This window comes from Paenibacillus camelliae, assembly GCF_023715345.1.
GTDB lineage: Bacteria > Bacillota > Bacilli > Paenibacillales > Paenibacillaceae > Pristimantibacillus > Pristimantibacillus camelliae.
In genome coordinates, this window is sequence record NZ_JAMBNY010000007.1 from 74,260 (window position 1) to 89,828 (window position 15,569).

Genomic DNA, 15,569 nt, shown 5'->3' on the forward strand with positions numbered 1-15,569 from the left:
TACATAAAGTCCGGATTCAAGAGGGCGGCAGAGTGCAGCGCCCGAGCCTTCAAGCGATGAAGTCCGAATCTTGAGCTTATAATGTCCAGATCTTTAATAGCGATGGTTCTATAATGAAGCTGTAGCTAGCTGTTAGATATTCACTCTAAGAAGGGAGGCGACTTGGTCTTGAGTCCATATACGCTGCGCATAAAACGTACCGCTGCGAGAATCAGTAAAAACTGGGGCTTATACCTACTGCTGCTGCCAGCTGTCGTGCTGCTCCTGCTATTTACGTATAAGCCGATGTACGGCGTGATCATTGCCTTCAAGGATTACAATCCTTCCCTAGGTATTACCGGAAGTCCGTGGGCCGGCTTCAAGTACTTTGAGAAGTTTTTTAACTCCTATCAATTCGAGGTCACGCTCAAAAACACGCTATACATTAGCCTGTACAGCTTTGCAACGTTCCCGATTCCGATTATCTTCGCGCTGCTGGTCAATCAGCTGCGGCACAATATGTACCGAAGGTTCTTCCAGACGGTAACGTACATGCCACACTTTATATCTACCGTTGTACTCGTCGGCATCATGATGATTCTACTGTCTCCAGGCAACGGACTAATTGGCAATATTTATCGCTTGTTCGGAGCTGAAGCGCCGAATTTGATGGGATCGTCCGGCCTGTTCAGCAGCCTGTATGTATGGTCCGATGTGTGGCAGCAGACGGGCTGGAACAGCATTATCTATCTTGCAGCTCTGTCAGCAATTAGCCCGAGTCTGTATGAGGCAGCGAAGGTAGACGGTGCGAGCAGATGGCAAATGGTACGGATGATCGATTTGCCGATGCTTATGCCGACGGCGATCACCTTGCTTATTCTGCGTATTGGCGGACTGCTCGGTGTTGGCTTCGAGAAGGTATATCTCATGCAGAACAATCTCAATATCTCGGGCAGCGAGGTGCTGTCGACCTACGTGTACAAAATCGGTCTATTAAGCGCCCAGTACAGCTTCTCCTCTGCCATCAACTTGTTTAATACGATCATCAATTTAATTCTATTAGTTACGGTGAATCAGATCTCAAGAAAATATAGCGAGAATAGCATTTGGTAGAAAGGGGGCCCTAAGCATGTCAGGCACTGCACAGCTAAACGTAGGCAGCAAGCGAAAACGGTGGTCCTCCGATAACATAAGCGAAATCATGCTATATGTGTGGACGGTCCTTGTACTGATCGTTACGCTGTATCCACTTTACTTTATTGTAATCGCTTCCTTTAGCGATCCGTATGCGGTGGGCAATGGACAGGTATGGCTATTGCCAAGCGGGTTTACGTTTGACGGCTATAAGGAGCTGCTGAATCATCCCCGTATATGGATCGGCTATCGCAATACGATTGCCTATACAATCGTCGGAACGCTTATCGGGCTGGCGGTTAATCTTTCAGCGGCCTATGCGCTGTCGAGAAAGGATCTATTCGGGCGAAAAACGATTACGTTATTCTTTATATTCACGATGTTCTTTAATGGCGGATTGATCCCAACATTTCTGACGATTCGCGACTTCGGATTATATGACACCTTTTTAGTGCTGGTGCTTCCATTCGCGGTTGGCGTGTTCGATATTATCGTGGCGCGCACATTTTTCCAGAATAGTATCCCTGCCGATCTGTGGGAAGCAGCTCAGGTGGATGGCTGTGGCAATCTGCGCTACTACTTCATGATTGTTCTGCCGCTGTCGAAGGCGATCATCTCGGTATTGGCACTATGGATTGCGGTCGGTCATTGGAACTCATACTTTAACGCCTTGATCTACATTAAGGATGATGCGCTGTATCCGCTGCAGCTCGTGCTTCGCAATATCTTAATTACGAACCAAATGCAGTCGGATATGGGAACGGGTGAAGCGGCACAGGTTGCACTGCGTCTGGCCAATATGCTGCGCTACTCTGTGATCATTGTCGCTACGATCCCGATTATGTGTATCTATCCCTTTGTTCAAAAGTACTTTAACCAGGGGGTGATGATCGGAGCCGTGAAGTCATAGACAAGGGTTTTTCGCCTAATTGAACGAATTTGTAATTAACCATTGAAGGGGGATTGCTTCCGATGAAAAGAGCATTGCTGTATCTTACTTTGCTATCGATGCTGGGCACTGTGCTATGGGGCTGCAGCAGCGATAACAAGAAGGAAAATACGGGAGGAACAAGTGCTACAGAAAACTTCAACAAGGAGGGCCTTCCGATTGTCAACGAGCCGATTACGCTTGATGTGCTGACGGTTCGCTGGGGCAATATGGGCGATAGCTTCACGACCAACACCTGGCTGCAGGAGCTAGAGAAGAACACTAACGTAAAAATTAACTGGCAGGTCATGTCCTCTAATGACTGGGGCGAGCAGAGATCGGTTATGCTGGCGAGCGGCAAGCTTCCAGATGTCATTATTGGCGACCAGGCATTCGGAGCCTCTGACATTATTAATAACGTAAGCTATTTCCGACCGCTGGATGACTTAATTGACGAGCATATGCCGAACCTGAAGGCCGCGATGGAGGAAACACCGCTGCTGAAGAAAATTAGTACCTTCCCTGACGATAAGATCTACTCCTTGCCTGCAAGGCTGCCAGCTCGTCCGAAATCTGGCGCTCAGCCGGTCATTAATAAAGCATGGCTTGATCAATTAGGACTGAAGGTGCCGACGAACATCGATGAGCTGTATACCGTGCTGAAGGCGTTCAAGGAGCAGGACCCGAATAATAACGGCAAGCAGGATGAGATTCCGGTCAGTAACTCGGGTGATATCGATGTCAATATGCTAAGCATCTTCGGCATTACCGATCTGCGAGGCAACAACATGATGGTTAAGGATGATAAGCTTGTCTACTATCCGACCTCCGAGGAATATAAAGAGGCGCTGAAATGGATGCATAAGCTGTACGACGAGGGCATCATTGACCGTGAGTCGTTCACACAGGATGAGACGATGCTTAGTGCTAAGCGTCAAAACCCAGATGCACCGCTTATCGGCTTCTCCTACCAATGGATTCCTGATGCTGTCTTCGGTCAATGGAGCGATCAATATATTACGATTGCGCCAATCAAAGGGCCAGATGGCAAAGGCTATCAGCTAGGTGAGCCGGATGGCTTAAGCTTTAGACGCAACGAGGTATTAATTACAACCTTCAATAAATATCCTGAGGTGACGGCTCGTTGGATTGACCAGTTCTATACGGGTGAAGCAAGTATCCAAAACTTCTGGGGCGCGATTGGCACCTCTATCGAGAAAAGTGAGGATGGTACGTACTCGTTAATGGCACCGCCTGAGGGTACGAGTGCAGACGCATGGTACTGGGAGAAGTCGCTGCGCGATTTCGGTCCGAAATACGTAAGCCCAAGCTTTGAGGAAAAGATCAAGCTAGATCCTACAACGGGTGACGGCTTAAAGCAGGAGCTCGATAAGCTAGGCGCAGATTATGTCACTGTTCCATATCCAGATGTACTGTACACAGCTGAGGAATACCAGGAGCTGCCGACTTTGACGACCGACATTAATAGCTACATTGCCAGCACACGCGCCCAATGGGTGTCGAAGGGCGAAATTGATGAAAACTGGGATGCTTATGTCAAGCAGCTAAATGATATGGGACTTCCGAAATTGATCAAAATCTACGAGGATGCGTACAACCGCTACATGAGCGTGGAGTAGGCATTGAGTAAGTGCTGAGAGTTGAATGTTTGGTGATAAGCTATGAATTTTAGAGGAAGAAGAGAGCAACAAGAAGCAAAAAAGCACAGGCAAACAACAAGTACTGGCTGATTATGTTCGCAACAAGCCTGGTAAATTGTTGCTGATAAAGAGTTGATTAAGCAGCGAGCGAATATTGATGAGTGTGAATAAGCCTGAAGTAAGCACTAGCGAAAGTGGATTAACGTTGCATATGCGATTAACAAGCATTGAATGAATGTTGATTATCGTTGAATAACCGTTAAATGAGTATTACATGAGCGCTGAATGAGTGCTGAATAAGTGTGGAGTAAGCTTACACGCAGCGCACAATCAACAAGGGTTGTCTAATAAGTAAGCTTCATAAGCCGCTTGCTCAACGCTCACCCTGAGCGAAGGAGCAAAGAGATTCTGGAAAACGATAGTGGCTCGCCTTTAAGGCCTGATTCTACCTTATTAACTCTAAGAGAATCAGGCTTTAAACGCGAGTGCAAGAACTCTTTGCTCCGTAGCGGCTTCATACGTGTCCACAGAACTTTATAGGCAACCCAATCTAAGACAGGAAACGAACAAGGAGTGTTGAGCCAACATGTTAAAGGTGACAGTATGGAATGAAAACCGTCATGAGCATCACAATCCAGCCGTAAGAGAGATATACCCAGAAGGCATTCATGGTGCGATTGCATCCTTTCTTAAGCAGGCAGGCTTTGAAGCAGGAACTGCGACGTTAGACGAGCCGGAGCACGGCTTAACTGATGACGTGTTAAGCAATACCGATGTTCTAATCTGGTGGGGACATCTAGCCCACGGTGAAGTGCAGGATGACATTGTTCGTAAGGTACAGCAGCGTGTGCTTAGCGGCATGGGACTAATCGTGCTGCATTCCGGACATTTCGCTAAAATCTTCAAAGCATTAATGGGTACGTCCTGCGAGCTAAAGTGGCGCGAGGCGGATGAGCGCGAGCGGCTCTGGGTCGTAGCACCAAGTCATCCGATTGTTGAAGGCATTGGCGAGTATATCGAGCTGGAGCAGGAAGAAATGTATGGCGAGCATTTTGATATACCAGCGCCTGATGAGCTGATCTTTACGAGCTGGTTCGAGGGCGGCGAGGTGTTTCGTAGTGGCTGTACCTATACACGAGGCAGTGGAAGGGTGTTTTATTTCCGGCCGGGGCATGAAACGTATCCAACCTATCACAACGAGCAAATTCAGCGAGTCATCATCAATGCTGTCCGTTGGGCTGCACCAGTAGATAGCGAGCGCCCGACTTATGGCAACGCAAAGCCACTAGAGCATATTTCCGCGAAATAAGGAGGAAGACAATATGAAGATCTATCGAATTGGATTAATAGGCTTAGGCGGAATGGCGCATGCTCACCGGCAATGGATGAAGGAAACAGGACGCTTTGACATTGTTGCTGTCAGTGATGTGAACGAAGAGGCACTGCAGCGATTCGGTAATCAGCTGGGGATTAATGAGGAGAAGCGCTACACTGACTTCCAGCAGCTTATACAGGATGCTGATGTTGAAGCGGTCGTATCGGTTACGCCGAACAACATTCATGCGAATATCATGCGAGCTTGTATCGAAGCGGGCAAGCCGTTTCTTGGAGAAAAGCCGTTTACGCGAACCCTCGAGGAGGCCGCTCAGCTGCTGGAGCTGTATGAGCGACAGCCCGTTGCTGCGATGATTGGCTTCAGCTATCGCTACACGCCTGCTTTCCGTTATGTACGGGAGCTGATACAGGAGGCGAGCATCGGCACAGTAAGGAGCTTCTCCCTGCAATATCTGCAAGGCTGGGGCAAGGCCGATCACCCTTATATATGGCGATACGACAAAGCGATTACCGGTACAGGCACGCTCGGTGACCTCGGCTCTCATATGATTGATCTGGCACGCTTTCTGTTTGGCGAATTCGAGGAGCTGTCGGCACAGCTGAAGACGATAATTCCTGAGCGGTTAGACGCTAAAAGCGGAGCGAAGGTCAAGATAGAGGTGGATGATTATGCAAGCTTCCAAGCTCGAATGTCTGGTGATGTGATGGGCATATTCCACACCTCACGCAATGCTGTTGGCTCGGGAAATCAGCACGAGGTATCGATCTATGGAGATACTGGCACGCTTCACGCCTCGACCTTGAATCCAGATCAGATCGTATGGATTCGAGAGGAAGCCTCCGGCCAGCTGTCGAGGATTACACTTGATGTGCCTAGCCATTGTAAGGTGAAGCAGTATAACGACTTCCTAGCCATGCTGGATGGAAAGTCCGGGGAATTGCTGCCGGGCTTCATGGATGGCTACCGTAATCAGCAGGTGCTCGATGCAATTGTAACGTCGAGCGAGAATAAGTCTGTTGTCTCGTTATAAAGTAATAACTTGAAAGGGATCTGAGCAAGGGATCTAAGCTCTGGATCTAAGAACGTGCTTTAAGCCTAAAGACTTTTAAGATTATTCACTGCGAATAATCTTAAAAGTCTTTTTTGCGTTTAAGCATCTACGCTCCTACCTGAGCTGCTCTATTTTAATTTAGATAACCAACGGTATCTTAATAATTGACAACGCTTTCTTAATATCGTTGGCTTATAGTGCCTGATCGTGGCAGATATAATGATTACAAAGGAGGGACGCTATTATGGAGGTTGAAACGAAAGTCAGTCACAGTGTCCAATGGAGTCATCGCCGAGCACAGTTTTTCAAGCAATTAAAGAAGCAAAGGGTGCTTCATCTGTTTGTTGGATTGGGAATGATATTTTTACTTATATTCTCCTACACTCCGATGTTCGGGATATTGATGGCCTTTAAGGAGTACTCCATTTCGAGTGGAATTAAAGGAATCTTTACGAGCGAATGGGTAGGACTTAAGCATTTTAATGAGTTTGTTAGCGATTATCGTTTTGGCGAGATTGTTCGTAATACACTCGTTCTAAGCTTTCTAAAGGTACTATTCACTTTTCCTGCTCCAATACTACTTGCGATTCTATTGAACGAAGCAAGAAATCTACGCTTCAAGAAAATCGTGCAAACCGTTAGCTACTTGCCACATTTCATATCGTGGGTTGTCGTGGCAGGAATCGCGTTCTCCTTTCTGTCTGCAGATATTGGCATGATTAACAAAGCTTTAATGAGCTTGGGGCTCATAGACAAGCCAATGGATATTCTGACGAACGCAGATCACTTCTGGGGGCTAGCCGTGGGAAGCGCGGTGTGGAAAGAGGTCGGCTGGTGGACGATTATTTTCTTAGCAGCTATAGCTGGAATAGATCCGACGCTGTATGAAGCCGCGCAAATTGACGGAGCAGGGAGACTGGCGCGAATTCGTCATATTACGTTTCAAGGGATGAAGGGTACCATCGTCGTAGTTCTTATTCTTACGATCGGAAGCATCCTAGGTGGAGGCTTGGTCGGTTCTAACTTCGAACAAGCATTTCTATTCGGCAACAGCATTAACAATTCCACCTCAGAAATTGTACAGACGTATGCCTTTAAGGTCGGACTAAGGGATGGTCGTTTCTCCTATGCCGCAGCGATAGATTTGATTCAGTCCATCATTGCTGTAATTTTGATCTTTTCTAGTAATTTTATTGCGAAGCGTGCATCAGGATCTAGCTTATTTTAGAGGGGAGGCATGGAGATGGGTCAAAAACAAAAGGACAAAATTATGGATAGCTTCATTACGATCATTCTGTTTCTTATTTTTATCGTCATGTTTTATCCATTCTACTATGTTTTGATTCTCTCATTTAATAAGGGAACGGACTCGCTCACGGGAGCCATTTACTTCTGGCCGAGATCCTTTACATTTGAAAACTATGAACGATTTTTGAGTGATCCTCATTGGTATAAAGCCTTTTTGGTGACGATTATGAGAACGCTTTCTGGCACTGTGCTGGGAGTGCTCCTTACGAGCATTGTCGCCTACGGGCTATCGCATCAACAGTTGTTGTTCCGCAAAACCTACTTCACCATTATTATCTTTGCAATGTACTTCTCAGGCGGCTTGATTCCATATTACGTCGTGCTACGTTCAATCGGATTACTTAACACCTTTGGCGTTTATATTATCCCTTCGATGCTCAGCACGTTTTTCCTATTGATCGCGATCTCCTTCTTTCGCGATATTCCAGGAGAGCTGAAGGAATCTGCACATATGGATGGAGCGAGCGAGCTGGTTATCTTTTATAAGGTGATTCTTCCTGTATCGATGCCGCTTATCGCCACGATGTCATTATTTACAGGTGTAGGTCAATGGAATTCCTGGCTGGACTCCGCTTACTTTGTCCAGTCGGATAACTTAAGAACACTTGCCTTCCGCATGATGGAGGTCATCAACAAAAGTAATATTCCAATGGATTCGCTTGCTATTGCAAACAGCTCTTCAGCAGGAGTTACAAGCTATTCGCTTCAGCTTGCTGCGATGGTCATATCAGTAGCTCCGATCGTATGCGTGTATCCATTTCTACAGAAATACTTTGTTCAAGGCGTCATGTTAGGCTCGGTGAAGGGTTAATGCTGATCTAAGTGCGGTATTAGAGCAGAAATGTGCTTTAATATATATTAGTTTGATGGAGGGGTGTTTAAGGATGAAGATACAGGGAACAAAAGGACTATTGCTAGCCTTGGTAACGGTATTGATGGTGTCCTTATTATCGGCTTGTGGGGGAAAAGATGCGAGCCCGAAGGGTAATAACGGCACGAATTCTAGTAATAACGGAGAAGCGGCAACAACGAAGGATGAAATTACGGAGCTGTCACTTTTTATCGATGCATCATGGTATCCAGTGAATGAATGGAAGGGACCTATTGCTGAGAAAATCACTGAAAAAACAGGCGTGAAATTAAAGGTAACGGTCGCTGCTGATGATAAGCAGCTTCCACTGATGATCTCCTCTGGAGATTTACCGGATCTTATTTTTACTTCCTCCCAGGTCACTCGACTATCTGACTCTAAGCTGTCCTATCCATGGAATGAGCTAATTGAGCAATATGCCCCTAACTTCATCATAGATGATACGAGAAAAGCTATTCATACGATGGAGGATGGGAACTTCTATACGGTAAGAAACTCCTTCGCTACACAAGAGGAGATGGCCGAGCATAAATATGCGATTGGCAGCGATGGTAACCCAGGAATTGCTGTACGTGAGGATATATTGGCTGAGCTTGGCAATCCATCGTTGAACTCGGTGGAGGATTTCGTCAATGTATTAGGCATGGTGAAGGAGAAATATCCTGATATGGTGCCGCTCACGATGGATAAGGACTGGATGGAGCAATATTTCATACAGCAATTCGGCGTTGAGGCGCTGCTCGACGGATGGTACGAGCGCGATGGGAAAATAGACTATGCAATCAAGCAGCCAGAAATACTAGAGTTCTTCAAGTTTATGAATCTATTGTATCGAAACGGCTATATTCTTGCTGAAAACTTCGCCTATACGAATGACCAAATCGATGATGAATATGCGGTTGGCGGGAAAGCATTTGCTCATAGTCATACGGTCAGCGTTGCCGATTCAGACAATGCCAAAATTAAAAACAATGGTGCTGATTATAGCTTTAAGATGCTGCCAAGTGCATTGTCCAAGGATGCTAAAATCGTAAGCTCAGGGCTAGGCTTTGCAGGAACTTTCATTACGAAGAACAACAAGAACCCAGAGGCTTCCATTAAATTTATTGAGTTTTTGGCGAGTGATGAGGGCAAGAAGCTAACGATGTTTGGTATTGAAGGAGAGCATTGGACGTGGAATGAAGAAGGATACCCGAACTTAAACTACGATCCATCGGATGCTGATTTTGTAAATGGTAATGGAATCAAATGGTGGTACCTGTACAATGATGGCGTAACGGAAGGGCTGCAGGGCTATGTGCCTGGTACGCAAAAGACGCAAGCATTGCTTGAACGAAAGGCAATCACCGTCTATAAACCAGAAATCGGATTGATTCAAACTGAGCCAGATTCTGAGGAAAGAACGATCAAAACAAAGATCGATGAAATGATTAAAAATGAGAAGGTAAAGATCTATCTAGCAAGCTCAGAGGAAGAAGCAATTGCAAACTATGAGAGCATGCTGAAAACGGCTGAGCAGATCGGTCTACAAAAGCTAGTGGACTGGGCAAACGAAACCTATCAAAAGAAAAAAGATTTATTTAAATAATTTATCAAAATCCGGTAGAGAAAGAAGGAACTCTGCCGGATTTTTCGAACTTACTGTAGTGATACATAAAATATAAGACGGAGGTTATTTAGTGATGAGTAAAAAGCAAGGCCTTAATCCTTACCTCCCATCGTGGGAGTACATTCCAGATGGTGAACCATACGTTTTCAACGGTCGAGTATATATTTACGGCTCACATGATCGTTTCAATGGACATGTCTTTTGTTTGAATGATTACGCATGCTGGTCTGCACCTGTAGATGATCTAGCCGATTGGCGCTATGAGGGAGAAATCTATGCGAAGACCGATGACCCTCTCAATCCGGATGGCAGTATGTGCCTGTATGCGCCAGATGTCACAGTAGGTCCCGATGGACGTTATTATTTATATTATGTTTTGGATAAGGTACCGGTTGTATCTGTTGCGGTATGCGATACGCCGGCTGGAAAGTATCAATTTTATGGTTATGTAAAGTATGCGGACGGTACTCGTCTAGGAGAAAGAGAAGGAGATCAGCCTCAATTCGACCCTGGCGTACTGACAGAAGGGGATGTAACGTACCTGTATACCGGATTTTGCTCCGTTGGTGATAAATCGAGAAAGGGTGCGATGGCGACTGTCCTCGGTCCAGACATGCTAACGATTGTCGAGGAGCCTGTATTTGTACTGCCAAGTGAGCCTTATAGTAAAGGCAGTGGCTTCGAAGGACATGAGTTTTTTGAAGCGCCTTCCATTAGAAAAAAGGGAGATACCTATTACCTTATCTACTCTTCTGTAGCGATGCATGAGCTGTGCTACGCGACAAGCTCATCCCCTACAGGTGGATTTCAGTATCAGGGAGTTATTATAAGCAACAGTGATCTTCATATTGATTCCTATAAGCCAGCGACTCAACCGATGTACTATGGCGGTAATAATCATGGAAGCATCGTTGAAATTAATGACAAGTGGTATATCTTCTACCATAGACATACGAACGGAACGGCGTTTTGTCGTCAGGGATGCTTAGAGCCGATTACTTTTCAAGAGGATGGCACCATTCCTCAGGTTGAGATGACCTCTTGTGGTCCTAACGGCGGGCCTCTTGTTGGCTTTGGTGAGTATCCTGCGTATTTGGCTTGTAACCTGTTCTATAAGGATCAAGCGATCTATACTGGAGGCTTTGGAGCTGGAGTATGGATGGACAGTAGATTCCCTAAAGTAACACAGGATGGAAAGGACGGAGACGAAGAGGTTGGATACATTGCGAATTTAACGGATTCGGCTACCGCTGGCTTTAAGTATTTTGATTGCAAGGGCGTTAAAAAAATAAGCATTAATGTACGCGGGTACAGTCAAGGCAGCTTCCAGGTGAAAACGACGTGGGATGGACCGGTGTTGGCCGAAATTCCAGTTGGATTTACGAATGTTTGGAAGGAATATTCTGCGGAGCTTGACCTTCCTGACGGCGTGCATGCGATATATTTAACCTTTACAGGAATGGGCAGTGCTAGCTTAGCATCATTCACCTTAGCTTAATATCATATCGTTAGAAAGCTGATTCATCGTCAGCGTACATCCGTGGATACTGAGGTAGCTTATTAGAGTAGCTAGGAGGGAAAGTATGAATATTACTCGGAAACTTACGCTAGGTTATATTATTCTCATACTAATACCTGTTATCGCATTTGGTTACCATTATTATTCTCAGATCCACGGAAGCCTGACGAAGCAGTTTGCCGAAAGCAGACAGAAGATTTTAGAGCAAGCCTATGCGAATATGAAGATGGATTTTACTCGTATTCAGTCCGTGCACCGGGTGCTGCAATACAATTCGTACGTTACTGACTATCTCGACGGTGTATATGACAGGGAGCTGGAGAGTGTATATTCATTCATTCGCTACATTAGTCCGTTATATGCTCAGTCGTATTTCGCCAATTCCGAGATTCATTCGATCGTCATCTACAAGCTGAAGGAAGATGTATTTACGATAACAGAGCATTTTGTTGATTCGACAAATCTTGATCCGCAGATAGAAGAAGCTACTCGTCATTTAAAGCCTGGATCTGGCATGTGGGTTCGGGTTAATCCAGATTCCCTTCACTCGGAGCTCATATATTACCAGCATATCTATAATACGCAATTTACCGAGAAAATCGGATTGCTAGAAATTAAAATCAACGATACGTTAATTGATAAGTTTTATGATGCTGCCGGCGTAGAAGAGCCGTGGCATGTTGTTTTATTAACCGAGCAGGATGAGCTTATAGGAGAATTTCCTAATGAAGCAGCCATTGATGAACAGACACTAGCAGACTTAAAGCAGGAGCATAACAAATTTGTCATTCATCATAAAAATATTATGAATCAATTAGAGCTAGAGGAGCTTGGGCTTCGTGTCATTGTAACAGGTAAGGTAAGCGATGTGTTCCATTCCCTTACACGTTCAGAGGTCGTAGTCATTATTATTATCGTCTTCTTATTAGTTGGTCTATCCTTCGTATATTATATGTTTGCTTCTACCATTACCAAGCGCATTTTAAGATTAGCTAGACATATGCGTACATTGGATAATGATAATTTACGACAGAACATCATCAAGCAAGATAAGCTCAAAGAGAACGATGAGATTGGATTTCTCATCGAAACGTATAATTCGATGCTTCAACGAATGGATGAACTGATCAATAATGTTCATCGTGTTGAAATGCTTAACAAAGAGGCTGCATATAAGGTTTTACAAGCGCAAATTAAGCCGCATTTTCTGTACAATACGCTGGAGACAATTAGGATGCTTGCAGAAACGAACAACGATCATGAGGTTGCGGATATATCGTTATGGTTCGGTAAATTAATGCGGTACAGCTTGTCCTCTGAGCATGAGGAGATTACGCTTGCTCAGGAAATTGAGATGGCTAAGTTTTATTTACAAATTCATAAGATGCGGCTTCAGCATAGATTAACGTATGAATTTGATGTATCCATTGATGATGCGGCGAAAGTGGTATGTCCGCGGTTTATGATACAGCCGCTAGTAGAAAACAGCATTATTCATGGAGCGTCAAAGGTTATACGTCCCGTACACATTCGCCTTGTTGCTGAGGAGAATGAGCAGGAGCTTCGCATATCGGTCATTGATAACGGTGACGGGATCGCGAAGGAAAAGCTAATCCAGCTTCAATCCACATTATCGGGAGGAACGAAGCAAGATAAATCAACATTAGTAACAGGTGTAGGCTTAATCAATGTTCATGATCGTATTAAGGCTTACTTCGGTGGAGCGTCCCGATTAGAGCTTAAGAGTGAGCCGGGGCTTCAAACCTGTCTATGCATCGTAATTGATAAAAGAGGAGCTGGTTGAGTATGAGATTATTGATTGTAGACGATGAACCATTGATTCTAAATGGACTGGTCAAGGTTGTCAGAAAAGTAGCTCCTGAAGGAACGGAGATTCGTGAAGCTCTTAATGCATACGAAGGGCTTAAGGTCATGCAGCAGTATATGCCAGATGTGACGATCACGGACATCAATATGCCTGAAATGAGCGGCTTTGAAATGATGGAAGAGGCTAAAGCACAGGAGTTATGTAACCGCTTTATCGTATTGACGGGATACGATGAATTTGAATATGTTCGTACCGCTCTGCGAGCAGGTGTCGTTGACTATATATTGAAGCCGATCGATCAAGCTGAAATTGGCATACTGCTCGAGCGTATTAAGCAGGAGCTCCCTGCTTCGACTGATGCTGATTATACTTCGCATGCCAATCGAATTCTTACCTATATGCAGGTTCACTTTAGAAAGGATCTCTCGCTTGATCACTTATCCGAGATGATGGACCTCCATCCTAATTATATTTGCAGCTTGTTTAAGAAAGAAACAGGAGAAACCTTCATCAATTATTTAAATGCGATGCGCATTCGTGAGGCGAAAAATTTACTGGAAAATGAGCATGATGCCTCTGTGAGCGCCATCGGAAAAATGGTTGGCTATGACAATAAGCACTACTTTACGAAAGTATTCAAGCGTTATACCGGTACTACACCTGGGGCATACCGGAAAAGTGTGCTTGAAGAGGAGTGTAACAGCTGATGATACCTTTTCGTTTGAAGGATGAAACTATGGGTTTAATTCTGTTATAATTAGCTAACTGCACAGCAGTCATACGAAATTACCTATTGAAGATAACATTGAGCGAGAACGAACAAACACATTAAGTGAATTTTCAGTAAGGGAGCTGCTTCTATGTCTAACATTTATCGTATTGGAATCATTGGCTGTGGAGGAATCGCGACGGGTAAGCATATGCCCGCACTGCAAAAGCAGCCAAACGCTGCAATGGTCGCTTTCTGCGATATCGATGAAGAGCGTGCCATTAAGGCTCGCGAAGCATTTGGTGCACCAGATGCGAAAGTATATACCGACTATCATGAGCTGCTAGCCGACCCAACGATTGATATCGTACATGTATGTACGCCTAATGACTCTCATGCTGAGATTTCGATTGCAGGGCTTGAAGCTAATAAGCATGTCATGTGTGAAAAGCCGATGGCCAAGACGGCAGCAGATGCGCGTCGTATGGTCGAAGCAGCAAAGCGCTCAGGGAAAAAGCTGACGATTGGCTACCAGAATCGTTTTCGCTCAGACTCTCAATATTTGAAGCAGCTTTGCGAGGATGGCGAGCTTGGTGATATCTACTACGCGAAGGCTCATGCGATTCGTCGTCGTGCAGTGCCGACCTGGGGCGTGTTCCTTGATGAGGAAAAGCAAGGCGGAGGTCCGTTAATCGATATCGGTACTCATGCACTCGATCTAACGCTATGGATGATGAATAACTATAAGCCTAAGGCTGTGCTTGGCACAGCATTTCATAAGCTTTCACAGCGAGCAAATGCCGCTAACGCTTGGGGCTCCTGGGACCCTGAAAAGTTCACCGTAGAGGATGCGGCGATGGGAATGATCACAATGCAGAACGGTGCTACGATTATGCTTGAATCGAGCTGGGCGATTAATATGCTTCAGACAGGAGAAGCGAAGACGACGCTATGCGGCACCGAAGGTGGTGCGGATATGGAGGATGGCTTGCGTATTAATGGTGAGAAGCATAGCAAGCTCTTCACAAACCGCATTGAGCTTGATGCAAGCGGCGTTGATTTCTATGAGGGCAGTAAGGATGACCCTGCGGAGGTCGAAGCTCGACTATGGCTTCAGTCGATTGAGAATGACACTGAGCCGCTTGTCACTCCTGAGCAAGCCTGCGTCGTATCTGAGATTCTCGAAGCGATCTATGAGTCCTCTAGAACTGGAAAGGCGATTTATTTCGAAGAATAGTAAAATGCAGAAAAGCCTGAGAGATCAGGCTTTTTTTATGTTTTTTGCATATAATGAGCAATAACTGTGATTAGAGGGGTTTACAGTTACAGTAGGGGCTTGTAAAATGATATTGACTTAATGTAAGCGTATACACACCAAGAGGGGATTAACCTAGTATTCTAGCTTCAACCATTTCAAAGGATGGGAGGAATGCGAAAGTAGTGTGATATAAGCTTAATTAAAGCAATAATTGATACCTCGATTTTTTCACCTCTACGTAGTAAGTGCTCATTATCCTCAACAAGAGATGCATGTTTGCCAATTCGATAAGTACTGGCGGTGCTCAGCTTGAAATACATAAATGTCATCAACTCCGATAGTGCTTGTATGCTAGTATGTATTTTACTTATGCTAATA

12 protein-coding genes are annotated in these 15,569 nt (G+C 45.1%); all 12 read left to right on the forward strand.

Annotated elements, in window-relative coordinates; genetic code table 11:
* The first annotated feature begins 168 nt into the window (after positions 1-168).
* The 12 genes from M3180_RS13060 (at position 169) to M3180_RS13115 (ending at position 15,170) form a co-directional block, all read left to right on the forward strand.
* Positions 169-1,092 (forward strand): ABC transporter permease, encoded by a 924-nt coding sequence (locus tag M3180_RS13060; RefSeq protein ID WP_251668156.1) that lies wholly within the window; start codon positions 169-171, stop codon positions 1,090-1,092.
* A gap of 16 nt (positions 1,093-1,108) precedes the next feature.
* Positions 1,109-2,023, forward strand: coding sequence for a carbohydrate ABC transporter permease (locus M3180_RS13065; protein WP_251668158.1), 915 nt, complete (start codon positions 1,109-1,111; stop codon positions 2,021-2,023).
* 62 nt (positions 2,024-2,085) lie between these two features.
* Positions 2,086-3,681: an extracellular solute-binding protein gene (locus M3180_RS13070; RefSeq protein WP_251668160.1), complete on the forward strand. Its 1,596-nt coding sequence runs from the start codon at positions 2,086-2,088 to the stop codon at positions 3,679-3,681.
* A gap of 607 nt (positions 3,682-4,288) precedes the next feature.
* Positions 4,289-5,011 carry a ThuA domain-containing protein gene (locus M3180_RS13075; protein ID WP_251668162.1) on the forward strand — a complete coding sequence of 241 codons (723 nt, stop codon included), beginning with the start codon at positions 4,289-4,291 and terminating at the stop codon, positions 5,009-5,011.
* Between the two features lie 13 nt (positions 5,012-5,024).
* Positions 5,025-6,068, forward strand: a complete 1,044-nt coding sequence (locus tag M3180_RS13080; protein ID WP_251668164.1) for a Gfo/Idh/MocA family protein — start codon at positions 5,025-5,027, stop codon at positions 6,066-6,068.
* A gap of 265 nt (positions 6,069-6,333) precedes the next feature.
* Complete coding sequence (locus M3180_RS13085; RefSeq protein ID WP_251668166.1) at positions 6,334-7,317, forward strand: ABC transporter permease; 984 nt, start codon at positions 6,334-6,336, stop codon at positions 7,315-7,317.
* 9 nt (positions 7,318-7,326) lie between these two features.
* Entirely contained in the window at positions 7,327-8,208 is an 882-nt protein-coding gene (locus M3180_RS13090; protein ID WP_251668168.1) for a carbohydrate ABC transporter permease, read from the forward strand.
* 73 nt (positions 8,209-8,281) lie between these two features.
* Positions 8,282-9,856, forward strand: coding sequence for an extracellular solute-binding protein (locus M3180_RS13095; RefSeq protein ID WP_251668170.1), 1,575 nt, complete (start codon positions 8,282-8,284; stop codon positions 9,854-9,856).
* Between the two features lie 94 nt (positions 9,857-9,950).
* Positions 9,951-11,375 carry a family 43 glycosylhydrolase gene (locus M3180_RS13100; RefSeq protein WP_251668172.1) on the forward strand — a complete coding sequence of 475 codons (1,425 nt, stop codon included), beginning with the start codon at positions 9,951-9,953 and terminating at the stop codon, positions 11,373-11,375.
* 85 nt (positions 11,376-11,460) lie between these two features.
* Positions 11,461-13,200, forward strand: coding sequence for a sensor histidine kinase (locus M3180_RS13105; RefSeq protein WP_251668181.1), 1,740 nt, complete (start codon positions 11,461-11,463; stop codon positions 13,198-13,200).
* Positions 13,201-13,202: 2 nt separating this feature from the next.
* Positions 13,203-13,931: a response regulator transcription factor gene (locus tag M3180_RS13110; RefSeq protein ID WP_251668183.1), complete on the forward strand. Its 729-nt coding sequence runs from the start codon at positions 13,203-13,205 to the stop codon at positions 13,929-13,931.
* Between the two features lie 153 nt (positions 13,932-14,084).
* Positions 14,085-15,170: a Gfo/Idh/MocA family protein gene (locus M3180_RS13115; RefSeq protein WP_251668185.1), complete on the forward strand. Its 1,086-nt coding sequence runs from the start codon at positions 14,085-14,087 to the stop codon at positions 15,168-15,170.
* The last annotated feature ends 399 nt before the right edge of the window (positions 15,171-15,569 follow it).